Source organism: Pseudomonas sp. FP198 (assembly GCF_030687895.1).
Lineage (GTDB): Bacteria > Pseudomonadota > Gammaproteobacteria > Pseudomonadales > Pseudomonadaceae > Aquipseudomonas.
Window position 1 is genome coordinate 2,896,597 of sequence record NZ_CP117452.1, and the last position, 26,205, is coordinate 2,922,801.

The 26,205-nt window shown below is 61.8% G+C and carries 28 protein-coding genes; 20 read left to right on the forward strand and 8 right to left on the reverse strand.

Annotated features, from left to right (window positions below; all coding sequences use genetic code 11):
- Positions 1-5: 5 nt before the first annotated feature.
- Positions 6-455, reverse strand: coding sequence for a type II secretion system major pseudopilin GspG (gspG, locus tag PSH78_RS13245; RefSeq protein ID WP_305501115.1), 450 nt, complete (start codon positions 453-455; stop codon positions 6-8).
- Positions 456-603: 148 nt separating this feature from the next.
- Between gspG and gspI the strand changes: the two genes are divergently transcribed.
- Complete coding sequence (gene gspI, locus PSH78_RS13250) at positions 604-978, forward strand: type II secretion system minor pseudopilin GspI (protein WP_305501116.1); 375 nt, start codon at positions 604-606, stop codon at positions 976-978.
- Between the two features lie 145 nt (positions 979-1,123).
- Here the strand turns inward: gspI and PSH78_RS13255 are convergent, their stop codons facing one another.
- Positions 1,124-1,552 (reverse strand): type II secretion system protein N, encoded by a 429-nt coding sequence (locus PSH78_RS13255; RefSeq protein WP_305501117.1) that lies wholly within the window; start codon positions 1,550-1,552, stop codon positions 1,124-1,126.
- Between the two features lie 120 nt (positions 1,553-1,672).
- Between PSH78_RS13255 and gspH the strand changes: the two genes are divergently transcribed.
- The 3 genes from gspH to PSH78_RS13270 all read left to right on the forward strand — a co-directional run bounded on the left by gspH (position 1,673) and on the right by PSH78_RS13270 (position 3,178).
- Positions 1,673-2,122, forward strand: coding sequence for a type II secretion system minor pseudopilin GspH (gspH, locus tag PSH78_RS13260; RefSeq protein WP_305501245.1), 450 nt, complete (start codon positions 1,673-1,675; stop codon positions 2,120-2,122).
- Entirely contained in the window at positions 2,119-2,730 is a 612-nt protein-coding gene (locus PSH78_RS13265) for a prepilin-type N-terminal cleavage/methylation domain-containing protein (RefSeq protein WP_305501119.1), read from the forward strand. The genes gspH and PSH78_RS13265 overlap by 4 nt, the downstream gene beginning before the upstream one ends.
- 298 nt (positions 2,731-3,028) lie before the next feature.
- Positions 3,029-3,178 carry a hypothetical protein gene (locus tag PSH78_RS13270; protein ID WP_305501121.1) on the forward strand — a complete coding sequence of 50 codons (150 nt, stop codon included), beginning with the start codon at positions 3,029-3,031 and terminating at the stop codon, positions 3,176-3,178.
- A gap of 82 nt (positions 3,179-3,260) precedes the next feature.
- On the opposite strand, the gene PSH78_RS13275 is transcribed toward PSH78_RS13270, so the two are convergent.
- Genes PSH78_RS13275 through PSH78_RS13285 form a run of 3 tightly spaced genes read right to left on the reverse strand, consistent with a single transcriptional unit; the run spans position 3,261 to position 5,414 of the window.
- Positions 3,261-4,202: a FecR domain-containing protein gene (locus PSH78_RS13275; RefSeq protein ID WP_305501247.1), complete on the reverse strand. Its 942-nt coding sequence runs from the start codon at positions 4,200-4,202 to the stop codon at positions 3,261-3,263.
- A 37-nt stretch (positions 4,203-4,239) separates the two neighbouring features.
- Positions 4,240-4,785 (reverse strand): sigma-70 family RNA polymerase sigma factor, encoded by a 546-nt coding sequence (locus tag PSH78_RS13280; RefSeq protein ID WP_305501123.1) that lies wholly within the window; start codon positions 4,783-4,785, stop codon positions 4,240-4,242.
- Complete coding sequence (locus PSH78_RS13285) at positions 4,782-5,414, reverse strand: TonB C-terminal domain-containing protein (protein ID WP_305501125.1); 633 nt, start codon at positions 5,412-5,414, stop codon at positions 4,782-4,784. Before PSH78_RS13285 ends, PSH78_RS13280 begins: the two co-directional genes overlap by 4 nt.
- 204 nt (positions 5,415-5,618) lie before the next feature.
- Between PSH78_RS13285 and PSH78_RS13290 the strand changes: the two genes are divergently transcribed.
- The 9 genes from PSH78_RS13290 to PSH78_RS13330 all read left to right on the forward strand — a co-directional run bounded on the left by PSH78_RS13290 (position 5,619) and on the right by PSH78_RS13330 (position 16,230).
- On the forward strand, positions 5,619-5,960 hold the full coding sequence (locus PSH78_RS13290) for a hypothetical protein (RefSeq protein ID WP_370871102.1): 342 nt from the start codon (positions 5,619-5,621) through the stop codon (positions 5,958-5,960).
- A 163-nt stretch (positions 5,961-6,123) separates the two neighbouring features.
- A complete protein-coding gene (locus PSH78_RS13295; RefSeq protein WP_305501126.1) occupies positions 6,124-7,683 on the forward strand; it encodes a hypothetical protein in 1,560 nt (519 codons plus the stop codon).
- A 311-nt stretch (positions 7,684-7,994) separates the two neighbouring features.
- A complete protein-coding gene (locus PSH78_RS13300) occupies positions 7,995-10,172 on the forward strand; it encodes a type VI secretion system Vgr family protein (protein ID WP_305501127.1) in 2,178 nt (725 codons plus the stop codon).
- A 17-nt stretch (positions 10,173-10,189) separates the two neighbouring features.
- Positions 10,190-10,648, forward strand: coding sequence for a DUF6484 domain-containing protein (locus PSH78_RS13305; protein WP_305501128.1), 459 nt, complete (start codon positions 10,190-10,192; stop codon positions 10,646-10,648).
- 15 nt (positions 10,649-10,663) lie between these two features.
- Positions 10,664-11,776: a DUF2169 domain-containing protein gene (locus PSH78_RS13310; protein ID WP_305501130.1), complete on the forward strand. Its 1,113-nt coding sequence runs from the start codon at positions 10,664-10,666 to the stop codon at positions 11,774-11,776.
- Positions 11,776-12,813: a hypothetical protein gene (locus PSH78_RS13315; protein WP_370871103.1), complete on the forward strand. Its 1,038-nt coding sequence runs from the start codon at positions 11,776-11,778 to the stop codon at positions 12,811-12,813. The genes PSH78_RS13310 and PSH78_RS13315 overlap by 1 nt, the downstream gene beginning before the upstream one ends.
- Entirely contained in the window at positions 12,813-14,003 is a 1,191-nt protein-coding gene (locus PSH78_RS13320) for a PAAR-like domain-containing protein (protein WP_305501134.1), read from the forward strand. The genes PSH78_RS13315 and PSH78_RS13320 overlap by 1 nt, the downstream gene beginning before the upstream one ends.
- A 22-nt stretch (positions 14,004-14,025) precedes the next feature.
- Positions 14,026-14,949 carry a hypothetical protein gene (locus PSH78_RS13325; RefSeq protein ID WP_305501136.1) on the forward strand — a complete coding sequence of 308 codons (924 nt, stop codon included), beginning with the start codon at positions 14,026-14,028 and terminating at the stop codon, positions 14,947-14,949.
- A gap of 33 nt (positions 14,950-14,982) precedes the next feature.
- Positions 14,983-16,230, forward strand: coding sequence for a TIGR02270 family protein (locus PSH78_RS13330; protein WP_305501251.1), 1,248 nt, complete (start codon positions 14,983-14,985; stop codon positions 16,228-16,230).
- A gap of 137 nt (positions 16,231-16,367) precedes the next feature.
- Here the strand turns inward: PSH78_RS13330 and PSH78_RS13335 are convergent, their stop codons facing one another.
- Complete coding sequence (locus PSH78_RS13335; RefSeq protein ID WP_305501137.1) at positions 16,368-17,375, reverse strand: NAD(P)-dependent oxidoreductase; 1,008 nt, start codon at positions 17,373-17,375, stop codon at positions 16,368-16,370.
- A 111-nt stretch (positions 17,376-17,486) separates the two neighbouring features.
- On the opposite strand from PSH78_RS13335, the gene PSH78_RS13340 reads away from it, so the two are divergent.
- The 7 genes from PSH78_RS13340 to PSH78_RS13370 all read left to right on the forward strand — a co-directional run bounded on the left by PSH78_RS13340 (position 17,487) and on the right by PSH78_RS13370 (position 24,608).
- A complete protein-coding gene (locus PSH78_RS13340) occupies positions 17,487-18,101 on the forward strand; it encodes a TetR/AcrR family transcriptional regulator (protein WP_305501138.1) in 615 nt (204 codons plus the stop codon).
- Between the two features lie 335 nt (positions 18,102-18,436).
- Positions 18,437-19,117, forward strand: coding sequence for a bifunctional 2-polyprenyl-6-hydroxyphenol methylase/3-demethylubiquinol 3-O-methyltransferase UbiG (locus PSH78_RS13345; protein WP_305501139.1), 681 nt, complete (start codon positions 18,437-18,439; stop codon positions 19,115-19,117).
- 35 nt (positions 19,118-19,152) lie between these two features.
- Entirely contained in the window at positions 19,153-20,694 is a 1,542-nt protein-coding gene (locus PSH78_RS13350) for a class I adenylate-forming enzyme family protein (protein WP_305501140.1), read from the forward strand.
- A gap of 18 nt (positions 20,695-20,712) precedes the next feature.
- The gene (locus tag PSH78_RS13355; protein ID WP_305501141.1) at positions 20,713-21,741 is read left to right on the forward strand and encodes a class I SAM-dependent methyltransferase; all 1,029 of its coding nucleotides are present in this window, start codon (positions 20,713-20,715) and stop codon (positions 21,739-21,741) included.
- Positions 21,734-22,915, forward strand: coding sequence for a hypothetical protein (locus tag PSH78_RS13360; RefSeq protein ID WP_305501253.1), 1,182 nt, complete (start codon positions 21,734-21,736; stop codon positions 22,913-22,915). Before PSH78_RS13355 ends, PSH78_RS13360 begins: the two co-directional genes overlap by 8 nt.
- Before the next feature lie 34 nt (positions 22,916-22,949).
- Positions 22,950-23,336: an ectoine synthase gene (locus PSH78_RS13365; protein WP_305501143.1), complete on the forward strand. Its 387-nt coding sequence runs from the start codon at positions 22,950-22,952 to the stop codon at positions 23,334-23,336.
- A gap of 48 nt (positions 23,337-23,384) precedes the next feature.
- Complete coding sequence (locus PSH78_RS13370; protein ID WP_305501144.1) at positions 23,385-24,608, forward strand: MFS transporter; 1,224 nt, start codon at positions 23,385-23,387, stop codon at positions 24,606-24,608.
- Positions 24,609-24,646: 38 nt separating this feature from the next.
- On the opposite strand, the gene PSH78_RS13375 is transcribed toward PSH78_RS13370, so the two are convergent.
- Entirely contained in the window at positions 24,647-25,078 is a 432-nt protein-coding gene (locus tag PSH78_RS13375) for a DUF1810 domain-containing protein (RefSeq protein WP_305501145.1), read from the reverse strand.
- Between the two features lie 48 nt (positions 25,079-25,126).
- Entirely contained in the window at positions 25,127-26,041 is a 915-nt protein-coding gene (locus PSH78_RS13380) for a LysR family transcriptional regulator (RefSeq protein ID WP_305501146.1), read from the reverse strand.
- Positions 26,042-26,205 lie beyond the last annotated feature (164 nt).

Here is a 26,205-nt window from a genome sequence, read left to right on the forward strand (position 1 = left end):
GGCCCTTATAACTGCCAGGAGCCGATGTCGGCGTTCACACCGTCGCCGTCAGGCTGGCCGTCGGCACCGAGGGAAAAGATATCGACCTCGCCGTTCGCGCCAGGATTGAGGTAGTTGTAGGGGCGGCCCCACGGATCGTTGGGCAAGCGGTCCAGGTAGGAACGCCAGGTGCTGTTCTTGGCATCGGCCGGCCGTTCCACCAATACCTTGAGGCCCTGGTTCATGCTGGGGTAGCTGCCGTTATCGAGGCGATAAAGCTTCAAGGCCTGCATCAACCCGCCGATGTCCTGCTTCGCCGCCGTGGCACGGGCCTGGTCAGGTCGATCAAGAACCTTGGGCACTACCATCGCCGCGAGAATGCCGAGGATGACCACCACGACCATGATCTCGATCAGGGTGAAGCCCCGCTGCCCGCGTGGGCCTCGGGAACGGGCGTAACAAGGGGCGATGTGCATCTCGACGGTCCTTCCTGGATTCGATTCGAGGCGCAGTGTTGCAAGAAAATATGTCAGCGATATTGAAATTGCTCAGGAGCTTGCGTCGTCAATCTGTAAAGAACATTGCTCAGGCTTGGGTATTGCTTTCGCCCCCTCGAGCCGACCGATGCCACGCCCAGCCCCACAAGCCGGTTTCACCCTCATCGAAGTGCTGGTGGCCCTGGCGATCATTGCCGTGGCCATGTCGGCCGCGGTGCGCGTGGCGGCGGTGATGACCCAGAGCAACGGCTTGCTGCGAGACAAGTCCATCGCCTTGCTGACGGCTCGCAGCCAATTGGCGCAATTGCGCCTGGAGGGACACGTGACGCCGGGGATGAAAGTTTTTCAATGCGATCAGGGGCGCTTGCTGCTGCGCTGCGAGCAAAACCTGCGCCCGGCGGAAAACGGGCGGATGCTGCGGGTCGAGCTAAGCGTATCCGACCGCAGCCGCGAGGCGCCGCCCTTGGCTCGGCTGGAGACCCTGCTCGGTCGGGAAAAATAACCGGATGCACACGATCTTTTTGTGGCGAGGGGATTTATCCCCGTCGGGCTGCGTAGCAGCCCCTTTTCAGGCCGACAACCGAGTGGATATTCAATTTTGGGGCTGCTGCGCAGCCCAGCAGGGATAAATCCCCTCGCCACAGAGTTCAGCGGAGCAGCGACGGCAAACTCACCGAATCCGGTAGCCGCGCCAGTGCCAAACGGGTCTGTTCGCCGCCGCGTTCGATTACCACGGCCTGTGCCTCGATCGCTACCAGCCTTACCCCTTGGGCTACCCGCTCGCCGGCCAGGAAACTGCGCGGTGGTCCGTCGTTGAGACTCAGGATCGCCACCGCGCCGCGGGCGCCGGCCATCACCCCGCTGACCTTGATATCCACCGCCGCCGGTTGGTTGGAAAACCACTGCAACGCCGGACTGTCGGAACGCTCGGCCAGGCGTTGCGGGGCCACGTCCGGGGTGCGCGACTCGGCGGATGTCAGCAGCAGAGAAGACCAGGTCGCCACTCCGGCCAACGCTGCCACCAGTCCCAGCGCCTGGACGATATGCGCCGGGGAGACTCGTTCCGTGAACGTCATGTCCTGATCTCCTTGTTTGATTCCAGCGTCCAGCGTACGCGTCAATTCTCTCCGTTTTATTTCACATCCTTATCATCTTCAGCGTGCACGATGATCACCAACGCAAAGGAGCGCGCCCGGATGCACGGCAAGCAACGCGGTTTTACCCTGATCGAATTGATGGTGGTGCTGGTGATCGTCGGCATCGCCAGCGCGGCCGTGAGTCTGAGCATCAAGCCGGACCCGGCGAAGCTGCTGCGCCAGGATGCCGAACGGCTGGCCCAGCTGCTGCAACTGGCCCAGACGGAAGCCCGCGCCGACGGGCGCCCGATCACCTGGCGCTGGGACGCCAAGGGCTTCGGCTTCAGCCGCCGCCCGGACCAGGGCGTGGGGCTCGATCGTTTCAAGGAAGACCCGCAGCTGCGCCCGCGACGGTGGCAAAGCCCGTCCATGGAGGTACGTGTGGAACCCCGGCAACGCGTGGTGCTCAATGCCGAATGGATCGGCGTGCCGCTACAGATCCGCTTGTCCGACGGCCAGAACAGTTTCACTGTGCAACGCAGCGCCGCCGGTCGGGTATTGGTTCAATGAGCGGCCGGGAGACAGGCTTCACCTTGCTTGAAGTCATGGTGGCGATCCTGCTGATGGCGGTGATCAGCCTGATCGCGTGGCGCGGGCTGGATAGCGTGACCCGCGCCGACAGCCACTTGCAGGCCAGCACCGAGCAGACCGAAGCCTTGCTGCGGGTGCTTAACCAACTGGAGCGCGATGTGGCCCTGCGGGCTGGCGTCGAGTTGAGCGAACCGCTCAAGCCAGGGATCGACAACGAGCCCTCGACCGCCCCGCCCGCCCTCACCCTGCGCAGCACCGAAGGCCAGGGTTTTCGCCTTGACGTTATCCGTGAGGCCGCCGATCAGGGCGGTGGCTTGCAACGGGTACGCTGGTGGCTCAAGGGCGACACACTCTATCGCGCTCAAGGCCAGGCTCGCAGCCACTACCCTCTACCGGCACCGGGCGCGGGCGTGGCTGTGTTGAGTGAGGTCAGCGATGCGGGGCTGCGGTTCTGGGACAGGGAAAAGGGCTGGCGCAAACTCAGCGGCAACCGGCAGGAGGATCCGCCGGGCATCGAGATCAGCCTGACCCGGCAGACGCCGCAAGGGCCGGAGAAGTATCGGCAGGTGCTGGGGCCGTTGGAGTAGCCCGCCCTTCGAGAATGTGGGAGCGGGGTTGCTCGCGTTTCCCTGTGGGAGCGAGCTTGCTCGCGATGGCGGCCTGAGAGTCGGCCTGAGAGTCGGCCAGGGTTTAGTTGGCTGACACTGGGTACATATCCGTTATTGCGGTAACGGCTGCTTAGGGTTCCGCCCTTACGGCGGGTCACTTTTGGAAAGAGCGCCAAAAGTAACCAAAAACGCTCTGCCCCACCACTCGGCACCTCGCTTAGGCTCGGTGTGCCCTCACTCCGGCATTGCTCCGTGGGCCCGCCGCGAAGGGCCATCCTTGGCCCAGCGCGGCTATCCCGGCATCCATGCCGGGATGCCCACTGCGCAATGCCTGCGTTCGGCCAGCGTGGTTAACGGGGCGTCTCAGATCAAGATCAGGATCAAGATCAAGATCAAGATCAAGATCAAGAGCGAGGCGGTCTGGTAGGCGGCCTGTCTCTTCAGCTTTACCCCGATCTGACTGTGGGAGCGAGCCTGCTCGCGAAGAGGCCAGCCCAGGCGCCGCTGAACTAACTCAGCACCACCACCCCACCCGGCAGCTCGGTGCACTTGGCGCCATAGGCATCGCGAATCAGCAGCGCCACGCCGGCCAGTTGATCGAGGCGGAAACGGGCCTGGACCTTGCGCAAGCCCAGTTCGCGATTGAGCAACAGCAACATGCCAGGCCGATAGCGGTTGATCTCGTCGATGACGCTGGCCAGGGTCGCATCGTTGAACACCAGCACCTGTTCGCGCCAGGCAACGGCGGCGGATATATCGGCGGCCTGTGGGCTGCCGACCTGGCGGGTGTCGTAGGTCAATTGCATGCCCGGCTCGAGGCGAAACTCTCGGCCCTGCACTTGGACTTGCACGACGCCTTCCAGGCAAGTTGCGCAGACGCTCTGGTCGATGTAGCGAAGATTGAACCGGGCCCGCGCGGCGCTGATCCAGCCGGCGCCGGCCTGGACGTTGATCGTCGTGGTGCTGCTGCCGGACACTTCGACTTCGCCGGCGAGCAATTCCAGGCCCTGCCCGCCCTCGGCCAGCGCCAGGCGGCTGAGGCGAGTCTGGGTATTGAGTTCCAGGCTCACGCCATCGCCCAGCTCGACCCGGCGCTGTTCGCCCACTTCGGTGACGTAGTCCGCAGCGAGCCCGGAAACCCCACCCGGCACCGTGGCGCGGATCAGCAGGAAGCCCACGGAGGCGGCCAGCGCGCCACCAAGCAAGGCCCGACGGCCAAAATGCCGAGGTCCCTGCGCCGCTTCGGCGGCCGGTCGCAGCCCATGCCACAGCGCCTTGGCCTGCTCGAACGCCTGCGCATGTTCGGCGCTCTGCCCGCACCATTGGCGCAAGGCGCGGGCATCGGCGACGGTGGCGCGTCCCGAGGTCAGCAGGATCAACCAGTCACGGGCCTCGCCGGCCAGTCGGGCCTCGGGCGTATCGTCAGGGGACGCGATGCTGAAGATGTTCAAGCGCACACACACTCATGAAGGGGTCGGGTCTCTACTCTCAAGACGGTTTTCCCGCGCCGGGACCGAACCGCTGAATGACTTTTCTTTCCAGGCGCAGGGCGCAATGCCCCAGCGCAGCCTTGATTTCCTTCTCCACCATGCGCGTGGAAATACCGAAACGCTGGGAGATCTCCAGGTGCGGGGCCTCTTCCAGGCGCGCGGCAATGAAAATCCTGCGGCGCCGCGCCGGCAACTCGTACAAGGCCTTCAGCAGGGTCTGCAACTCTTTTTGGCCACCCACCACCCGAGCCGGATCCAGCGCTTCGTCGGAGATTTGCAGCAGCTCTTCGATCTCGCTGCCGGTGAGCAGGCGAGCATCGGACTGCCGGCGATCGGCGGCAATGTTCAGGGCCATGCGATAGAGGTAGGCGTTAGGCTGGACGATCTCCGGCGTGTCGCCCATGCGGTCGACCCGCAGGTAGGTTTCATGCAGCACATCGTTGGCCAGTTCCTCGGACCCCAGGCGCCGGCGCAGGCGCACCTTGAAATCCTCATAGGAGGTGAGGAACAGCTTGACCATCGGGCTGCGGCCAGCGTCTTTCATTGCCCGAACACCTCTTCCCCTGCTGTGCATTCCATGCTTTTTCCTGATGAATCGGGTAACAAAAGCAGGGTCACCGGCTGGCGCAGCGAACTGGGCGCCGGACGGTCGATCCTGAGGTTCTGCAAACTGTTGACCAAGGCTTTGTCACGCAACACATCACCCGTGGAACTGACCAGCCGGCTGTTTTGCACCACGCCGTCGCGTCCGATCCACACTTGCAACAACGCGCGAAAACTGCCCGGCCGGGTCAATGGCGAACGGCACAGGTTGCGCTGGATGACCGCCTGGATCGTTGCCGCATAGTTGCTGTCGCTCAATCCGGCAGTGGCGCCCGGCGGTAATGGCACCTCGCGAACCTGTACCGGTTGCAAGGTGAATGCATCCGCACGGGCATACTGCGCCGCCAGCCCGGTACCACTGAGCAGCACACTCAGCCCTTGGGCAGGCGTGAACAGCCCCTGGACGCCCATCGTATGGCGCCGGTTCGACAAGGCGTGGTCCACCAGCACCGCCATGCCTGTGGCCCGGCTGAATAGCTCCAGTGCAGGGGCCAGTTCCTGGGGCGCAATGTCCAGGTCCACCATGCCGACTGCCTGGGCCGGCCCGGCCAGCAGACACCACGCCACCATCAGCCACCCCAAGGGCGCCCTGGCCAATCCACGCCTGCGTCCGCCCCCGGTTATGCCCTGCTGCACGACTGACGTATCCGTTGAAAAACGTCATCCTGATGGGTGTTTATGAATGTCGTATGACACCCGACACAAATCCCGCGCGCGGCACTAGACTGGTGTCGAAACGATGAGCCACCAGCGTGGCGGGCCAGGAGGTCAACGATGAAACAGTGGATGAGCATGACAGCCGGTCTCGGCTTGCTGATGGCTTTGCCCGGGGTCCAGGGCGAAGAGGCCCCGGCCTGTATCGAGGTGACTGTCGGCGGCTACAAGACCCCGGATTACAACTGCCTGAGCCGCCAGATGGGCAACGACCCCGAGGCCGCGGCCGCTGCGCAACACGCGCAGGACCGGCTGGATGTGCCGGTCGACAAACGCGCACCGAACAGTGTCGGCCTCGCGACGCCGGCAGCCACCGGCGTGCGCATGGGCAACACGTTTGGCACGTCGGTCAAGCCCCAGCGACCGCCTGCGCCCGTACCTAATTCGCCGTTACCCAAGTAGACGCCTGGTTGGGCCTGAGAGCTTTCTTGCCCTCGGTTGCAAGCGAGGTCGCAAGCGAATAACGCCGTAGCGTCCCCAGCATGACCGATTATCCGGGCGCCTGACGCACCAGCGGTCATGGGCTAGAGTGAACCGCTTCTGGATGTTTTAGAGGACGGATTACATGGCCACTACCTACAGCGCCCCCGGGATCATGGTCGTCGACGTCAACGGATACGCCGATAATGGCTACGACACGGTTGTACAACCCGACGGCTCAGTCTTGGTCGCGGGCCTCACCAATCACGCGCTCGACCTTGACTACGGCAACGACTTTTCCTTGGCTCGTCTCAACATCGACGGCAGCGTGGATAGCAGCTACGGCAACGCAGGGCGGCTGGTGATCCACAAGCAGATTCCCATCGAAAAGGCCTACACCCTTCGCGTCCAGGCCGACGGCGCGGTGGTGGCGGTCCACGAAGGCCACGACAACACCCCCATCATCCAGCGTTGGGGCGCCGACGGCAAAGCCGATGCGGTGTTCAACAGCAATGCCCAGGCCAGCCTGTCCAGCGGGTTCGGCTCCGCACCGATAGTGGAAGCCAATGCCGACGGCAGCGTGCTGGTGGGGGCCGTCGAGGGCAGTATGCTGAGAGTGACGCAGCTGCATGCCGATGGTACGCAAGACCTGTCCTTCGGCACAAATGGAGTCCTGACGCTTCAAGCCCCCGGGACGCTTCACTTCGTGCTGGGCCTCACCTCCCTGGCGGACGGCGGCATACTTGTCCAAGGTGCGCCTGAATTTCATAACAGCTTGCTCAAATACACGGCCGACGGAGAACCGGACACTGGCTTTAGCATCAATGGCGTCTTGGCGGTCAACAATGTCGGCGCCTTCGGCGGCGGTGTTACGGTGCAAGACGACGGCAAGATACTGCTGGCCAACACCACCTCTTACGATGACTTTACCCTGTTGCGTTTCAACGCCGACGGCAGCCCCGACCTCGGTTTCGGCAACCAAGGCTCGGTCAGCATCGACCTGCCTGGCGGTTACGCCGCAGCCAATGCCGTCACTCTGCAGGACGACGGCCGGATTCTGCTCGCAGGCACCGCTTTCGCCAATGGCGGCAGTGATTTTGCCGCGGTTCGGCTAAACGCCGATGGCAGTCTGGACACCACCTTCGGCAGCACGGACGGCAGCGCGCGCCTGGTGGGTTCGTCCGGCAGTGATGTGTTGAAAGGCCTGGCTACCGATGAAATTCTGCGTGGCCTGGCAGGCGACGACGTGCTGCAAGGCAATCTCGGTCGCGACCTGCTCTCCGGCGGTGCGGGAAACGACGTGTTTCGCTATGCCAGCGTCACAGACAGTTTTCGCACGGCTGATAGCAGCGGCAGCGATCGCATCCTCGATTTCAATCCCGTCGAGGATCATATCGACCTCAGTGCCCTGGGTTTCACCGGTATCGGGAACGGATACGACGGCACCTTGTTGATCGGTAACAACGCGGACGATACCCGCACCTTCTTGAAAAGTTTCGAAGCCAATGCCGACGGCCAACGCTTCGAGCTGGTGCTTGACGGAAACTTTGCCGGGCAACTCGATGGCAGCAACCTGACGTTCGCGACCGCGGACGCCGCCCGCTCCGGCGCCGACAGCAATGCGCCCCCCGCCGATCTTTCCGCGCCTGGACAGGTGGAGCTGACGCTGATAGGCCAGGCTCCGCACACCGATTACCTGGCCTGATCGGGTTGCACGGCGCTGCGTGTGCCACGCAGCGTCGCTGCTTCACTGCGTGGGGGCTGTGTGCGCTCAACGGCACAATCTGCCTAAGGCATTTGTCCTATATGCATTTTCCCGGAATGACTGCTATAACCTTCGAGACCGGATAAATGGCCCCACTCGCCCATTTCCGAGTGAAGGCTGAAGACGATCTATGCGCGAAAACGGATTGATTGCTGGGTCGTTTGACTGATGGGATTTCGAGACCGATATGGAAATCACCTCTGCGGATATACCGCGACCTGGCGTCCGACCATGAGCCAGGGGACGCCGTAATGGCAATCACGCAAAACAACCGGTTGGTGCAGGTCGACAGTCCCCTCGGCGGCGATGTCCTGCTGCTGCAAAGCATGGACGGCAGCGAAGAGCTGGGGCGGTTGTTCCATTACGAGCTGGACCTCACCTCCGAAGATCGGGCGATCAAGTTCGACCAGTTGCTGGGCAAGCCGATGGGCCTGACCCTCGAACTCTACGACGGAGGCAAACGTTATTTCCATGGCATTGTCAGCACCTGCCGACAGCTGACCGGGCACGGGCAGTTCGCCGGGTACCGTGTCAGCCTCCGGCCCTGGTTCTGGCTACTCACCCGCACCTCGGATTGCCGGATCTTCCAGAACAAGACCGTGCCGGACATCATCAAGCAGGTATTTCGCGACCTCGGTTTCTCCGACTTCGAAGACAGCCTGAGCGGCAGCTACCGCGAGTGGGAATATTGCGTGCAGTACCGCGAGACCAGCTTCGATTTCGTCAGTCGGCTGATGGAGCAGGAAGGCATCTATTACTACTTCCGCCATGAGAAGTCCCGCCATGTGCTGGTGCTGGCCGATGCCTACGGCGCTCACTCCACGGCGGCGGACTACGCGTCGGTGCCCTTCTATCCGCCCGATCGGCAGATGCGCGAGCGCGACCATTTCTACGATTGGCAGATGGCCCGTGAAGTGCAACCCGGCTCGCTGGCGCTGAACGACTACGACTTCCTGCGGCCGCGGGCCAGCCTTGAGGTGCGCTCCAGTGTGCCGCGCAACCACAGCAACGGCGAATACCCGCTCTTCGACTACCCCGGTGAGTACGTCCAGAGCAACGATGGCGATCACTATGCGCGAACCCGCATCGAAGCCATCCATAGCCAGTTCGAGCGCGTGCAGCTACGTGGCCGCGCTCGCGGGCTGGGTTCCGGCCATTTGTTCACGCTGACCGGTTATGACCGCGTGGACCAGAACCGCGAATACCTGATAGTCGTCGCACGCTACCAGATCCGCCAGGAAGCCTACGAAAGCGGGCAACAGGAACAGGCTGAACAGTTCGTCAGTGAGTTGGACTGCATGGATGCCAGCCAGGCGTTTCGCCCCCTCCCCGTCACGCCCATGCCGATTGTCCGCGGTCCACAGACCGCGGTGGTGGTTGGCCCCAGTGGCGAGGAGATATGGACCGACCAGTATGGTCGGGTCAAGGTGCATTTCCATTGGGATCGCCATGATCAGTCCAACGAAAACAGCTCCTGCTGGATTCGCGTCTCACAGGCCTGGGCCGGCAAGAACTGGGGCTCGGTGCAGATCCCTCGAATCGGCCAGGAAGTGATCGTCAGCTTCCTCGAAGGCGACCCGGACCGGCCGATCATCACTGGCCGCGTCTACAACGCTGAACAGACCGTGCCTTACCAACTGCCGGCCAACGCCACTCAGAGCGGCGTGAAAAGCCGATCGAGCAAGGACGGCACGCAAGCCAACTTCAATGAAATTCGCATGGAAGACAAAAAAGGCGCGGAGCAGCTGTTCATTCACGCCGAGAAGAACCAGGACATCGAGGTCGAGAACGACGAGACCCATTGGGTCGGCCATGATCGCAGCAAGACCGTCGACAACGATGAAACCGTGCAGGTCAAACACGACCGTACCGAAACGGTGGGCAATAACGAAACCATCTCCATCGGCGTCGACCGCACAGAGGATGTCGGCAGCAATGAAAAGATCACGATCGGCGCCAATCGCACCGAACGGGTGGGCAGCAACGAAACCATCACCATCGGCGCGGACCGCACGGAAAAGGTCGGCGCGAACGAAAAAATCAGCATCGCCAGCAACCGCACCGAGGATGTCGGTGGCAACGAGACCATCGACATCGCGGGCAACCGTAATGAAACGGTGCAGGGCAACGAAGGGATCGAGATCAATGGCAACCAGAGCACCCGGATCGGCCAGAACGAATCCCGCGACGTTGCCCAGAACCGCAGCACGGGCATCAAACAGAACGACAGCCTGGATGTGGGCAAGCATTTCATGCTCGACGCCGGCGATTCGATCAGCCTGACTACCGGCGCCGCCAGCATCACCATGAAGAAGGACGGCAGCATCGTCATCAGCGGCAAGAACATCACCATCGATGGCTCTGGCGCCATCAACATCAAGGCCAACAAGAATGTGGTCGTCAAAGGCCAGAAAATTCTGCAGAACTGAGCCACGGAGCAGGCGTCATGACCGTTGAATATCATCTTCCCGTATCTTCCACCGCCACGCCGACGCGCGTGGATGGCGTCGTGATCGGAGTACTGCTTGACGTACCCACGCCGGACGCTCCGGTCGTGGCCTTCCCCGGCTGCCCCGGCGAAACCGGCCTCGCCGCGCGCACCACCACCGCGCTCTGTCGTGACGACATCGGCGCCCAGGTCGCGCTGATGTTCGAGGCCGGTGACCCGGCCCGGCCGTTGGTGATCGGCCGCATCCAGCGCCTGCCGGCAAGCGCAACGCCAACGGTCGCCCACCTCGATGGCGAGCGGCTGGAGTTCAGCGCGAAACAGGAGATCGTCCTGCGTTGCGGCAAGGCCAGCATCACCCTGACCCGCGCGGGCAAGGTGATCATCCGGGGCACCTACCTCTCCAGCCGCTCCAGCGGGGTCAACCGCATCAAGGGCGGCTCGGTGCAAATCAACTGACAGGTAAGTCGCCCCATGGAACTGCTCAACGCCAGCAAACTGCATGCTGCCTATACGCTGGGTATGGCGAGCGACGGCCGCGAATCCCTGGTCGTCGTGGCCAAGGGCACCTTCGATCTACCGCTGGACGGGCGTGCCGCGACCCTCGCAGAAATCCAGCAACCGCTGCTGATGGCTGACACCTTCTTCGGCGAACCGGGCCTCAGCGCGCCACGAGAGGAAATGGACTTCGCGCCTTTCAAGCCATTCTGCGACGTGCTGGTATCGGGCAAAGCTTATGCACCGGGTGGTCGGCCGGTGACGCAGTTGACCGCGGGTATTCGTGTCGGTCGGGTGAGCAAGGCTTTTTCGGTGTTCGGTCCCCGGCAGTGGCAGCTGGGAATGTCAGGTATCCATGCCGGCTCAGCGCAGCCTTTCACCGCGCAGGCTATCTCCTATGCCCAGGCTTTCGGCGGCTCTCATCCCATGGAGAACATCCCCGACATGCGTCATTGCTACCAGCCCAACCCGAGCGGTTGTGGCTGGTACCCAGACAGTTGCGACGACGCTGACATCGTCGGCCGGCCGATGCCGAACAGCGAAGAGCCGGGCAAGCCGATCGACAGCCCTTCTGGCGATTTCCGCCCCATGGCCCTCGGGCCAATTGGGCGCAGTTGGCCGCAACGCGCGCGCTTCGCCGGTACTTACGACGATGCCTGGCTGGCCGATTGCTTTCCGTTTCTGCCTGGGGATTTCGACAACCGCTATTTCCAGGCCGCGCCTGAAGACCAGCAAACCGATTACCTGCGCGGCGGCGAAGAGGTGTTGTTGCTGAACCTCACGGCCCAGGAGCGGGCAGGCTTTCGCATTCCCGAAATGGCTGTGCCGGTGACTTTTTTTATGAAAAAAGGCGGCCATGAAACGGTCTCGGCGGTGATCGACACCTTGCTGATCGACACTGACGCCCGCCAGGTGCAACTGACCTGGCGGATTTCCCGTCCGCTACGGCGCAACATTTTCGAGATTGCCCAGGTGCTGGTCGGGACGATGTCCACGGCTTGGTGGCGTGCGCGTGAATTGGGCAAGGAGTACTACCCATCGCTGGGCGCCCTGGTCAAAGCCAAGCGTGCTCCCGAGGAAACCGATTGATGAGTGCTCTGTGCGTCATCGGTTCGGGGATGGTCAGCGCTGTTGGCCTCAGCGCACCGGCCAGCTGCGCGGCGATCCGCTGCGCCATCGACAACTTCCAGGAAACCCGCTTCATCGACCGCGGCGGCGAATGGATCATTGGCGCCAGCGTACCTTTGGAACAGCCCTGGCGCGGCCACACCAAGCTGATCAAGATGGCCGCTCGCGCCATCGCCGAGGCATTGCAGAGCACCCCAGGGGTCGATCCGGAAAAGACTCCGCTGTTGCTGTGCGTGGCGGAAGCCGAACGTCCCGGACGCCTGAACGGCCTGGATAAGCGACTGTTGCAGGCCATCGAAACGGAGCTGGGGCTGCGCTTTCATCCTGACTCCAGCGTCATTGCCCGAGGACGGGTCAGTGCTGCCGTGGCCCTGCTCGATGCGCGCACGCTGATCTACCAGGGCGGTCGTCGCCACGTACTGGTTGCCGGCGTCGATTCCTTTCTGGCAGGAGCGACGTTGACCGCCTTCGAAGCGCGCGAGCGCCTGCTCACCAGCCAGAACTCCAACGGTTTCATTCCCGGCGAAGGCGCCGCTGCCGTGGTGTTGGCCGCCCCGGTCGCCAGCGAAACGCCGCAGTTAACCTGCATCGGCCTGGGTTTCGGCCTGGAACAGGCCACGGTGGAATCCGAAGACCTGCCGCTGCGCGCCGAAGGCCTGACCCAGGCTGTACGCGCAGCGCTGAACGAAGCGGGCTGCGGCCTGGAGCAGATGGATTATCGCCTGACGGATATTTCCGGCGAACAGTACTACTTCAAGGAGGCTTCCCTGGCCTTGAGTCGCAGCCTGCGGGTACGCAAGGAGTTCTTCCATCTCTGGCATCCGGCGGATTGCATCGGCGAAGTCGGTGCGGCCATCGGCCCGGCAATGCTCGCCGTGGCCCTGGCTGCCAGTCGCAAGGGCTACGGCGAAGGGCCCAATATTTTCTGTCACCTGGGCAACGACGCTGGCGAGCGCGCGGCCGCACTGCTCAGCTACCGGATCGTGAGGGCTGCCTGATGGCCAACGAAGTCTTTGCCAACAACATGGAAGTTTCCTGCAAGGCGGCCGACGGCAAGTCGATCGCCTGTTTTCCGGATGTCTGCTTCACCCCCCCGCAGGCCCCGCCCACCCCGCTCGGCGTGCCCATCCCCTATCCCAACACCGGCATGGCCAAGGACACGACCAAGGGCAGTCGAACGGTCAGGATCAGCGGCAAGGAAGTGATGCTCAAGGACAAGAGCTTCTTCAAGACCAGCTATGGCGACGAGGCCGGGAATGCGCCGAAAAAAGGCATCGTCACCAGCCGGAACAAGGGCAAGGTGTATTTCACGTCCTGGTCGATGGATGTGAAGTATGAAGGCAAGAATGTTGTTCGGCACATGGACCTGACTACTCATAACCATGCTTCTCAGCCTGGGAATACGGTGCCTTGGCCTTATGCTGACCGAATGGCATTGGCCGAGGAGCTGGGGCAATGCGAAAGCGAAAGAGCGCGAGCAAACGAGGCTTGCAAGGGCACCAACAAGGAAACGAGCTGCCCGGATACGGACAAGCTGAAAAACGCCATCAAAGCCCGCAGCGATGCGAAAAAATCCGCAGGCGACGGTTTTAAAACTGACCCAGCCTATCTGGCGGCACACAAGGGAGTCAAAAACGAATACTCGTCCTTGGCGACAGCGGTCAATGCCAACGATTGCCAAAAGGCGTTGCGCTGTTTCCTTGCCCCGTACAAGCCCAACAGGTGTTGTCCGGGACAGACCGGCGACCACCTTATCGATTCGGCCTCCTTTACCAACGGGCCGGACTCCGTTGACCAGCCCAGAAACCAGCACCCGACGAAAGATGGCTGGAGCAACTACAAGACCGACAAGGCCCCGGTAATGTGCGTCGAGGGGCCCAACCAGACCACCGCTACCCACGGGCAGATGCACCTGCGCCGTGGGGTGGTGGCTTTGCGCGAGGCAGACTCCAAAGGTGAATGGTCAAGAGCGAAGGCCACAAAAACAGGGGCCTTGGCAGCCATGAGGACTTTTCCGGACTCCGAATGTTCTCAGGAATGCCTGGAAGCGCAGTTGAACAAATACCACGATAACGCAAAGGATTCTGGCGAAGAGAAACCGATCAATGCCAGCGTATCCATGACCAGCGATCCTCAACAGCGCGCCAACGCTATTCGAGACATGTTCCCTGATACCCCCAATCCTTAATTCATTATCCCTGGAGACACGAATGGACCCTCGAGACCCTCGACTCAGTGGACTCAGCATCGGCACTGGTGTCGTGCGCCATCTGGACCTCGGCTATTTGATCGCTACTCATGACGCGGCAGTAAGCGAGGGTTACGCGGATTCGATCCTGTTCACTTTGTACCAGGGAACCTTGTACGCTGGAGCGGTGCCCTGGCTTGCATGCTCTGGAACCGTCTGCCATGTGCCGGCCGAACGTCACGTGATGTTGGGCACCAATGGATCTGTGGAAACCAGTGGCGGCGGTATCAGAACAGAGGAGGACATTGCCAGTTGCGGAGTGGATCCGCGAAAGCGCGGCCCTCTGCGCGAAATCCGTGGCATTGCCAAAGGCCGCGCCTACGCCGTAGGCACTTGCCGCCAAGCCTACGTTCGCGACGGCGAAGACCAGTGGCGTTGTATCGACCAGAGCGCCCAGGTCGGCGACACGCCCATCACCGACACCAGCTTCGAATCCATCGACGGGTTCAGCGAACAGGAAATCTATACCGTCGGTTGGGAAGGCGAAATCTGGGAATACGACGGCTCCGTTTTCACCCAACGGAACAGCCCGACCAACCTGGCCCTCTACAAGGTTCGCTGCGCGCCGGACGGGTTTGCCTATGCCTGCGGCCAACTCGGGACCTTGCTGCGCGGGCGCAATGACCAATGGGAAGTGATCGACCACGAAAGCACCCGGGAAGACCTCTGGGGCATGGAGTATTTCGACGGTCAGTTGTACGTGTCCTCCACCCATTTCGTCTATCGCCTGGAAGAGGACAAGCTCATCCCCGTCGATTTCGGCGATGACGCCCCCGGCACCTGTTATCACCTGAGTGCAGCCGACGGGATCATGTGGTCCATCGGGCCCAAGGACGTCATGGAGTTCGATGGTTCCAGCTGGAAACGGTGCCTGCAAATTGACTGACCCGACCCGTCCACGCATCGGCAGCACTTCATGATGAAGACATTGCCCGTCGTCCTTGACCTGCACGTCGAGGAAGCCGCCTTCCTTGCCATCCTGCGCGATTACGCATTACGCGCCCCCCACTATGACCTCGACGACCTGGGCAAACTGGAGGAGCGCATCGGCGCTCACCTCGATGGCTTGCGTATCGCCGGGCCAACCGGCCTGGAGATTCTGCTGGCCCAGCTCGGCCCCCACGCCGTGGGCGAGATGTTCGCCAGCGTAGTGCTGGCCTTCGAAGCCGCCAATGCGAAGGTGCTGTGGCGGCTCAGCGAGCATCTGCGCAGTGCGATGGAAACCGAGCGCGGTTATCTGATGGCCCTGGGGTGGCTGGACTGGGAGCGGCTATCGCCCTGGATCGAGCGCATGCTCGCCGCTCCGGAGCCGCTGTTCCGTCGCCTCGGCCTGGCCGCCTGCGGCATGCATCGCCGCGATCCAGGCCCGGCCCTGCTTGCCGGGCTGTGCGAGGCGGACCCAAGCTTGCTGGCGCGTGCCGCGCGCACGGCTGGCGAGCTGCGGCGTCGTGATCTGCTGTCGGAGATTCGTGCCCACCGCCTGCATGAGGATGCGGCCACACGCTTCTGGGCCAATTGGGCCACCGCCCAGATGGGCGACCAGCAGGCGCTTGAACCTCTGCGTCAATTCGCCGAGCAACCGGGCGAGTTTCAGTATCGCGCGCTCTGTGTATTGCTGGCCTGGCAGGACCGCGAACCCAGCATCGCCTGGATACGCCAGTGCGTGCAGGATCCCAGGGACAGGCGCTTGGGCATCCAGGCCCTGGGATTGCTCGGCGATCCGGTCAGCATCCCGTGGTTGATCCAGCAGATGGACGACGTGCCTTACGCTCGGGTCGCTGGCGAAGCGTTCAGCCTGATCACCGGCGCCGACCTGGCGCTGCTCGACCTGGAGTTGCGCAGCTCACCGGACTTCGCTGCAGGGCCGAACGATGACCCTGAGGACTCGAATGTCGCCATGGACCCCGATGAAAACCTGCCCTGGCCCGACCCGTCGGCAATCGAAGCCTGGTGGCAGGCCAATGGCGGACAATTCCAGGCGGGGACTCGTTACATGCTGGGGCTGGCCCACAGCGAACGCAGCTTTGAGCAAGCACTCGTCCGGGGCCAGCAACGCCAACGCGTGGCCGCCGCCTGCGGCCTCGCCCGCTTTCGACCGGATGAAGCGCTTTTCCCCACCAGCGCACCGATCCAGCGGCAACAAAGACTCTTGAAGATTACGCCGTGATCCCCGTGGCGAGGGAGCTTGCTCCCGCTCGGTTGCGCAGCGACCGCAAGATTTCCGGGCAGCTGCGCACTGGAGCGCCAGGTCGGCCGAGCGGGAGCAAGCTCCCTCGCCACCAAAGGCGCGTTGATCGAGCCGCATCATTGCAGCTGAAGTTGGCGAAGCTCACCACCCTCCTGCCTCAGACGCTGCAGATACACAGTGGCGTCCAGCAGTTGATAAGGGAAATAAAGCCCTGGCGGCGTCGAGGGATGGCCGTCCAGACCGAGCAGACGCTCCAGGAGCATTGCCACACTGAGGCCGGTCAGCGGTGCGGTACCCGTTGGGTGGACGACGGCATGACGGGTGCGCAGCGGTTTGCCGTTGAGGTCTTCGCCGGCGAGCTCGATGATGATCTCGGTGGACATCGGCCTGCCCTGGCGTCGGGTTGAGCTGACCCCGATGCCAATGTTGAATTGGACATCTGACGCACCTGTGGCGGTGGCCAGGCCGACGACATCAATCGACGAAAAGCCTGAGGCCTCGATCTGCGTGCCATCCACGGCGTGGAAGCTGGCCTTGGAGTCCTCGCCTTCGCGCCAGACGAACACCCCGTCGCGTCGCGTCAACGCGGCTGGCAACATTTTGTTCAGGTGTTCAAAGTCGCTGGCGACGGTCGGCCCGCCGGTGTCCTGTTCATCGACCAGCGCGCTGATGCTGATCTCCTGGACCCGGATGAACGCCTGGGCGCAGCTCAATGTAGCCACTGTCGTCGCGCCCGCCATCCATTCGTAGCCCAGGACTATGGGCGAAGCATCGGGCATGTGCATGTACGTGGCGATTTCCGGTGCGATCTCGAAAATGCCGGAAGAAATGCTGAGGTGCGGCACCCCGCGCTTTTGTGCATAGCGCAATCCGGCCATCGCGTGGTCCATATAAAAGACCACAACCCCGCTGACCGGGCGAGCGCCAAGTCCCAGGTCGTCTGCAGTGGAGTCGATCACCACGCCCTGCGCCCCGCCAATTTCCTCAGCGGCCTGCCGAGCCTTGGCAAGGTCACGACCGCCGATCAACAGCGGTACGTCGGGATGAGCGGCGCGCAGCGCTCGGGCAGTCTGGTGACCAATGGCGCCGGAACCACCCATGAACAAGATAGGATCAAGTGACATCGTGAGTTCTCCTCGTTTCTGGACTAAAACCTACTGTTAGTAGGTAAACTATCACGCTCTTACGCCTTGTCACCTACCATTGGTAGGTTTTATTGATCTGGATGCGCCACCGTGCAGAAACCCATTAAAACCGCTACAGGCAATTCCCCTTCCCGCCGACTCTCGAAAGCCGAACGGCGCCGGCAGCTGTTGGACACTGCGTTATTGATCGTGCGCGAGGAAAACGCCGACAGCTTGACCCTCGGCCGCCTGGCCGTCCGCGCGGGCGTGTCCAAACCGGTGGTATACGATCATTTCGCCACGCGCTCGGCGCTGTTGATCGAGCTGTACAAATGGATTGATACCGAGCGGGTCCGCGCTTTTCGCGAGGCCATGAGCAGGACTGCGCGGAGCCCGGAGGAAACCGCTCAGGTCCTGGCCAGCGCCTATATTCAGTGCGCAGCGGACAACACCGATGAATTCCATGCGGTCGGCGCAGCCCTGGCGGGCAGTGAAGAGAAGGCGGCGGTTTTCCAGGAGCTGCTCGACAACTGCGTACGGATGTTCGTGAGCGTACTTGAGCCTCACGCGACGTTGGCAAGCGCAGAACTTGAGCGCTGCTGCACCGGCTTGGTCGGTGCGGGGGAAGCACTTGCCGGCGCCCTGGTGCGGGGGCGACATGCTCAGGATGAAGTGATTGAAACGTTCGCCGCGTTGATTCGCGGCGTGTTGAGTCCGCCTGAATAAGTATTCAGGTTCCAGCAATAAGCAATTGCCTACAGATACGCAGCTCTGTCACCCGACGGTGACAAAATTTTTGGATCCAAATCCTGGAATCGCCTTGACAGGCTAATGGAGCCGATGAAATATTTCCCTCCGCTACGGTTCAGCTTCAATCATCATTTGGCGCGGATGCCATAACAATAATCAAATGGAGTTCATGATGGTTTTCCTCAGTACAGTTCCATCGGTTATCCCGTCGCCCTCCTGCAGTTCCTTGTTTCCCAACTAATCGCTCTATTTGGCGCCTTGGCGCTGAAGAGACTGTTGTGCAATGCCCATCGTCGTCGGCAGGGATAACCATGAAAATAGTAGACAGTTCGGTTCTGAAGGAATGGTACGACAGCGAATACAGCGCCTGTAATAACGGTGCTTTATTTGGTGAACTACGCGAAGAGTTCAAACAGTTTTTATCCACCGTGCCTGACGGTCCCGGCGCTGCCCTTGAGCTCGGCTGCGGAGACGGTCGCAACCTTACCGCCCTGGCGCGCAAGGGCTATAGCCTGCACGGCGTGGACATGGTCGACAGCACGGTACAGAGTCGCAAGCTCAATCCCTGGCTAAAGGACCTGAACTTCCAGCAGGTTGATATTCTGAGGTACGAGCCATTGCGTGAAGGTTACGACGTACTTGTCTGTTCCGAAGTTCTGCATTTCTTCAATAAAGATGAACTTCAAACGGTAATGGCCAAGATTGTCGGTGCGGTAAAGCCTGGCGGATATATTTTCCTTGATCTGTTATCGGACCTGTCGCGGTACTTTCAAGCGACCGGCGAACCCTTCATCTGGGACAAGGAAGCGGGCTTGTCTGTCCAGGACAGCGAAGGGTTATTTGATGCCTGGCTGGGTGACTTCGACATTTATGCGTCCCGGCATTTCTTTGATGAGCAAAGTTGGCCATTGAGCGATTCGGCAAACTTGCCAATAGCGCCCTATACCTGGCAAGGCACCTACGTCTCGGTGTGTGCGCGAAAACGTAAATGACTTTGCGACATTCAGCTTGAAAAGGATATTGAGCCATGCAACTTTTCCATCAGGTTATCGCCAGCAATGCCAGGAAATACCCGTCCAAGCCAGCCTTCATCCTCGACGGGCAAGCGACTTCCTATCAGCAACTGCAGCAGCGCGCGGATGACATCGCCTCGGTGCTCCCCCTGCTCGGCATCGCGCCCGGTGACCGGGTGGGCCTGTACGCGCCCATTTCCGTTGACTTGATTGCAGGTTATCTGGGCCTGTTGCAGGCTGGGGTAATCAGCGCAGCGACGCATCACACCTTGAGTCGTACCAAGCTGATCCATCAGCTCAAGCACTCGGGCGCCAGGGTACTGATCACCGATTGTACCGATGACCTGCCTGGCCTGATTGACGAGGCTGGCCTGGAACTGGTCCTGCTTACCGTTCCAGCCCAGGTTGCGGTGCCCAAGGTCATGCAGCTTGCCGATGCCATCGCTGCGCCCGGAGGAAGGAACGCCGCGCCCTCCTCTCCGTTGCCCGCTGACCCTGAACGTCCCACCTCGATCTTCTATACCTCGGGGTCATCCTTCAATCCGAAAGGCGTGCTCGTCAATCACCGCATCATGTTGGCGGCCTGTAGCCGGGTGACTGCGTATCTGCAAAACAGCCCTGATGATCGTGTCCTCAGTTATTCCACGCTGGCATCCGACTACGGCGTGTACAACGTGATGATGCCGCTGTATGTCGGGGCCACCAGTGTCATCGAGAGCCGGCCTGCCGGCAGCGCCGAGGAGGTGCTCGCGGTGGTCGAACGCGAGAGGGTCACGGCGATGCATGTCTTCCCCCCGGTGTTTTTCCTGCTGGCCAATACGGGCCCGCACTGGCAGGCGCGCGTGCCTGGCTTGCGCTACATCTCCAGCAGCGGGCAGGCCCTCTACAGTCGTCATATCCAGCGGATCCGCGAAGCCCTGCCCGCGGTGCGGATTTTTTCCAACTACGGGCTCACCGAGTGCAAGCGCGTGAGCTACCTGCCGCCCGAAGAAATCGACCGACGCCCGACCTCGGTGGGCAAGCCGTTGCCGGGGGTCAGCGTGTACCTGGTAGACGAACAGGGCCGGCGTATCGAGCAGCCTGGCCAAGTCGGTGAGTTGCTGGTGACCAGCGACTACCTGATGCTCGAGTACTGGAACATGCCCGAAGCGAATGCCAGCGCCTTCGTCCATGATGCCTTCGGCCATTCACGGCTGTATCGCACCGGAGACCTGTTCAAGCAGGACGCCGAAGGCTACCTCTACTACGTCGCCCGCAAGGACGACGTCTTCGCGCGCAATATCTGGAACGTCAATCCGCGAGAAATCGAGCAGTGCCTGGCCGCGCATCCAGCGGTCGCCGAGGTGCTCGTGGTGCCGGTTGCCGACGAGTCGGCCGGGCACGTGCCCAAGGCTTGCATCGTGCTTGATGCCGATCATGGCCAGACCAGCGAACAGGCATTGCTCGATCACTGCAAGGCGCACCTGGACTGGCACATGGTCCCGGCCCAGTGGACATTCCTCGAGGCCTTGCCGAAAACCGATTCGGGCAAGTTCACCACCAAAGGATTGATCTGACAGCAGGAGCGCCATGTCATGAAAATTTTACCGCAATCCATGGATGACACCGACCTCGACCGGGACCTGCAAAAAAGCGCCATGCTCAAGCTCGCCGGGCATTTCCACAGTCTGGCGACAGGCGCCAGCCAGGTGCCCATGCAGTCTCTTGGCAGCCACTTGCGCGCCGAGATCCAGGATCCAAAGGTTCTCGATTACCACGATCGCCTGATCGAAGGGGCAGGACCGTTGTTCTCCCACTTTCTCGCCAGCGTGCCGTACATTCTCGAGGAATTGTCCAGGATTGGCGTAGCCCTGACCCGCCTGGCCGAGGCCAATATCCGAGAAACAGGCCAGACCTTCAGTCTGTTCGAAGTGGACGCCTTTGATGGCAGTAACGGCCGCGCCGTTGCTGGCCATTCCAACGGGCTGATCCGCAGTTTCACCTCATCGCCGAATCGGGCCAACCAGGTTGCCTTCGACCGGTATGCCGACCCGGCGCTGTCGCGGTTCTATCCGCAGTCGGTGTTCAAGGTGACACCGGACCTGCTGGAGCAACCCGAGTACAGGCTTTTCAGCCAGGGCTTCGACTTCATTTACGAGATGGCCGCGTTCCAGTTCTACAGCCGCGACCGTGACCGCCAGATTGCCCATATCCAGCAATTTCTCAAGCCTGGCGGCCTGGTGTTTTTCCTTGAAAAGCTCAACCACCCGGACCCGGAGGAATACCTGCGCAGGGAACGGGTCAAGGATGAGCAATTCAAGACCCGCTATTTCAGCGAGGAAGAAATCCACTGGAAACGCCAGCAGATGCTTGAGCAAATGCAGAATGGCCAGGTCACCTTCGAAGAATTGGCAGGCGCCCTGTGCGCCCGGTTCAAGTGCGTCCATCTGTTGTGGAACAGCAGCAATTTCTGTGAGTTCGTCGCCTCCGACGATCCACAGCAAATCGAGCGCTTGGTTCAGCTGTTGGGCCCGGTGGTGCAACCTGCGGATTTCTGTTTCGAGGGCTCGCGCCTGGGCGCCGTGGCAACGCTGCGCGGTGCCGGAGGGCCAGACGATGCTTGAGCTTGCCGAGCAGGCGTTCCATCCGGCCGCACAACCCTCGCTGTGTCAGCGGGCCGTCGAGCACTTGCCCGGCTGGCGCGAGCGGGCCGCCGCGGCTGAAGCGAATCGACGCCTTAGCGACAGCACCTTCGACGAATTGTTTGCCGGCGGCTGGCTGGACCTATTGACGCCCCGCGCGCCGGCGACGAGCAGCGGACACTGGCCGACACTGGTGGAAAGCGCGCGGATCGCCGCGCGGGCGTGCGCCTCCACGGGCTGGATGCTCGCGCTGGTGGGCGGCCACGGCGCCATCGCCCGACGACTGCCGCCTGCCTGCACGGACCAGCTCTACACCGATGGCCCACGACAGCTCTTCGCCTCAGCCTCCGTCAGTGCCGATAGCCGGCTGACCTTTGAATCCGCCGGGGTACGGATCGACGGGCGCTGGCGCTTCGGTTCAGGGATCGAGGACGCGACCTGGCTGATGCTCAACGCCCCCTGCCCCAACCACCCGGACGCGGCTCACACCCCACGGTTCCTGGTGCTGGTCGCCGCCCACGAAGTCGAAAGACTCGACAGTTGGGACAGCTGTGGTATGGCGGCGACCGGCTCCCATGACGTACTGACCCGCCAATTGCTGGTGCCGCATGCTCGCGTATTCGCGCTGCATGAAGTGTTCGCGCAGGCCACGCATGCGCCGGCGTCCGACTACATCGATCGCATGCCCCTCGTGCCTTACCTCACCACATCGATCATCGGTCCGCTGCTGGGGTGCGCGGAGGGTGCTCTTGGCGCGTTTGTCACTGGGCTCAACGGTTCGGTGGCGGTGAGCGATCCGCGGATCGCCGAGCAGGCCGCCCACTCGGCAGCACAGCTATACAGCGCCGGGTTGTTGTATGACTCGCTGATCACCCGACTGCATGACGCCGGCATGAATGACCGGCCGCCAGATACGCGACAACTGATGCAACTCAAGCGCGACCGCGCCTATCTGGCGGGCCAGTGCGTGCAGGCCGTGCGCCGTCTGGTGGAAAGGCTCGGTGCGTCGTCCCTCGTCGCCGGCAACCCGCTCCAGCGCCATTGGCGTGACGTCCAGGCCATGGCCGCGCATCGAGACGTTGCCTGGAACGAGGCGATGCTGGCCAGCGGCGATGCGCTGCTGCGGCCCGTCGCCGCCGGCACTGCAAAGAACTGATCTGTTTCCAATCGACTATTTCAAAGAGGTCCCCATGTTCATTCGCAACATATCCGAGGTCGAGAAAACCCCTTACTTCGTCGAGTGGGGTGCCGGCACGAGTCATCGCTTGCTCACTGAACGTGACGCCATGGGCTTTACGCTGTGCCATACCGTCGTGCGTGCGGGTACAGAGTCGCTTTTGCAGTACCGCAATCATCTGGAGGCCTGTTATTGCATCGCCGGAGAAGGTGAAGTCGAAGACATGCACGGCAATGTCTTTGCGATCCGGCCTGGCGATGTCTACGTGCTCGATCAGCATGACCGGCATTTCCTGCGCGGTGGTAAGGACCAGGACCTGATCCTGGTCAGCGTCTTCAATCCGCCACTGCGCGGTGACGAACGACACAATCTCAACGACAGTTCGGGGTCGGCCTACTGATGATTTTCTGCGCTGCCACGCCCCGTCGCTTGTCCGCAGGAGGTTTCCATGCGTAAGGATTACCTCGCTTTTTTCATTTCGTTGTTTCTGTCGCGGCTGGCGGATCAGATCCTGCTGTTCATCGTGCCGCTGGTGGTGTTCCAGACGACCAACAGCGCGGCCTGGGCCGGGCTGGCGTTTTTCGTCGAGTCGCTGCCGCGGTTCCTCGCGTTTCCGTTGTGTGGCGCCCTGTGCGACAAGTATTCGCCCATCAGGATCCTGCACATCAGCCAGATCTACCGGGCGCTGCTGTGTGTCGCGGCGATGGCGCTGCATGGGGTCTTCGGTGGTATCGCCTGGGTCGTGGTGCTGTCAGCGGTGTGCGGGGTGCTGACCACCCAAGGCATCATGGCGCGCGAAGTGCTGATGCCGCACATCTTCCAGCACTACAGCTACACCAAGACCTTGTCCTACTCGCAGATCGCCGACCAGACCGGCCTGGTCCTCGGGCCATTGGTGGCGGCCCTGATGCTGGAAGTGTGGGCCTGGCATTGGGTGGTGCTGTGGATCGCCGGGTTGTTCCTGCTGGCCGATCTGAGCATGCTGGTTTGGCAACGCCTCAGCCGTATCACCCTTGAGGTTTTCGAGCAGCATCAGGACATCTGGTTGCAACCGCTGCGGATTGCCTTCGGGCATATCCGTAACCTGGCGGAGCTGAAGAAAATCATCACCCTGGCGGTAGGCGTCAACCTGGTCGTGGGTGTCACCTTGGCCACCTCGGCGGCCATGGTGCTTGGCGAGTACAGCGCCGGCAAGGACGACTATGCGGGCCTGCAGGCGGCTGGCGCGGTGACAACGATCGTGATCCTGTTCTTTCTCGCCCGGGTGGCCCTGCCTCTGCGCGTCTCGGGAGGCGTCGGCTATTCGATGATCGCCGCGGGAGGCTTCATCAGCGCCCTGAGCCCGAACCTGGTCGGCTACGTCGTGGGCTTCCTGCTGATCGTCGGCTTCGACAAGATGTTCAACGTCTACATGCGCACGATCCGGCAACAGGTGATTCCGCCCAAGGATTTCGGCAAGACGGTGGGCGTGATCACGTTGCTCAACAACCTGTCGCAGCCGTTGGCCGGCTTGTTGGTAGCGGTGCTGGCGGCGCCCTTGGGCACGCAACCGGTGATCCTGATTTTGGCCGTGCTAGCCACGCTCCTGGGAGCCGCGGCGTGGTGGTGGTTTGCAAAGGCCCGAAGCCCCCTCACCGCCTCGATTCTGGCGGAGCAGGAAATCGGCAAGTGAAAATGGCTGGACGACCCGCGGCAGGTCGTCTCGCCACGTCACCTCGGTTGCTCAAGCAGTAGCAGTGTCTTGCGATCCGGCTCGCCCGAATAAAACCGGTCAAGCGCCTGTTGGAACAGGGAAGATCCCGGTTGGACGCTCCTGAACAATGTCAGGCAGGAACGAAACTTGAGGTCGTCGGGTGAGCCGAATATCCGCTCGGCACTCATGCCCTGATGCCGCAGGACTGTTTCCACACATTCCTCCAGTCGCCGGCCGAGCACGTCGTGCTGGAGATAGGCGCGGGCCTCGGCAATGCCGGAGATGGCGAAGCGCGCGGCCATTTCGGAACGCCCGAGGCCCTGCAACTGGGGAAAGATGAACCACATCCAGTGGCTGGTCTTGCGGCCTGCGCGTAACTCGTCCATGACTCGATCGAACACCGCGTTCTGCGCCTCGACAAAGCGGGACAGGTGGTAGATGTCTTGCATGGTCCCCTCTCTTCAACCGTAAGCACCTGGGCGCTCCGGGCTTCGCCGCTAGTTGTCCGTCCTGCGCCGATTGCCCAGCGGCCCTGCGTCTTTTATCTGATCGATGTTCTCAAGGAACATTTTAAGAATAGGTGACGGATTGTCGGTCCGATAACCCACCGCCAGATCAATGGTAGGTCGTGTTCCCTTGAGCGGCCTGCTGACGATCGTCCAGGGCAGCAGCGGCTCCACGTAGGCTGGCAGGATGGCAACACCCCGCGTGGAACTGATCAGGGAGATCCCGGTGCCGTAGTCGTCCAGCCAGTAGGAGGCGTTGACCTGCACGTTGCAACTGGCGAAATACTGCGCGATGACATCGCGTAGTACATGGGGAATCTCGGAACAGCCGATGAACGTCTCACTGGCCAACTCGGCCGGATCGATATCGCCCACCGAGGCCAAGCGATGGTCGTTCGGCATGATGACCAGCAGTGGCTCTTTCGCGACAACCTCATAACTGACATCCGGCCGCGGCTCCACGCGCAGAAAGCCAAGGTCGACGTCGCCGCGTTGAATAGCATCGGCCAGCGAGGGCGACTGCAAGCTGATGACCTTGAATTCGATGTTGGGCAGGTCATGCCGAAGCAAGCGCGTCACGCTGGGCAGCCAGTCCACTTCCTGCCCTGTCAGAAAACCCACCGAAAACACCTTCTTCGCCGGCCTTGCGGCTCGCCGAGCCGCCGCCACCGCTTCTTCGGCATGACTGAGCGCAAGCCTGGCCTGATCCAGGAACGCTATTCCGGCCGGCGTCAGTTCGATGCCCCTGGCCTTGCGGACAAACAGCTGCGCGCCAACCTCCAACTCCAGATCGCGCAGCTGGCGGCTAAGGGAGGGTTGCGCGGTATGAAGTCGTCGGGTTGCGGCAGAGGTCAGGTTGCCCTCTTCGGCAACGGCAACGAAGTAACGAAGGTGACGCAGTTCCATCAAGCGATACCTATAAGGCATGGTTCCGAGCAGACAAAGTCTTTTTAAACCATCTGCGGTTTGCCTACAGTCTGCCCGACAGATAACAGAATCCGGTAGCGCCAGCCAAGCTCATCGCCGCGCTTTGCCATGCTTATCGGCTATCGACAAAAAAGCCACTCGCG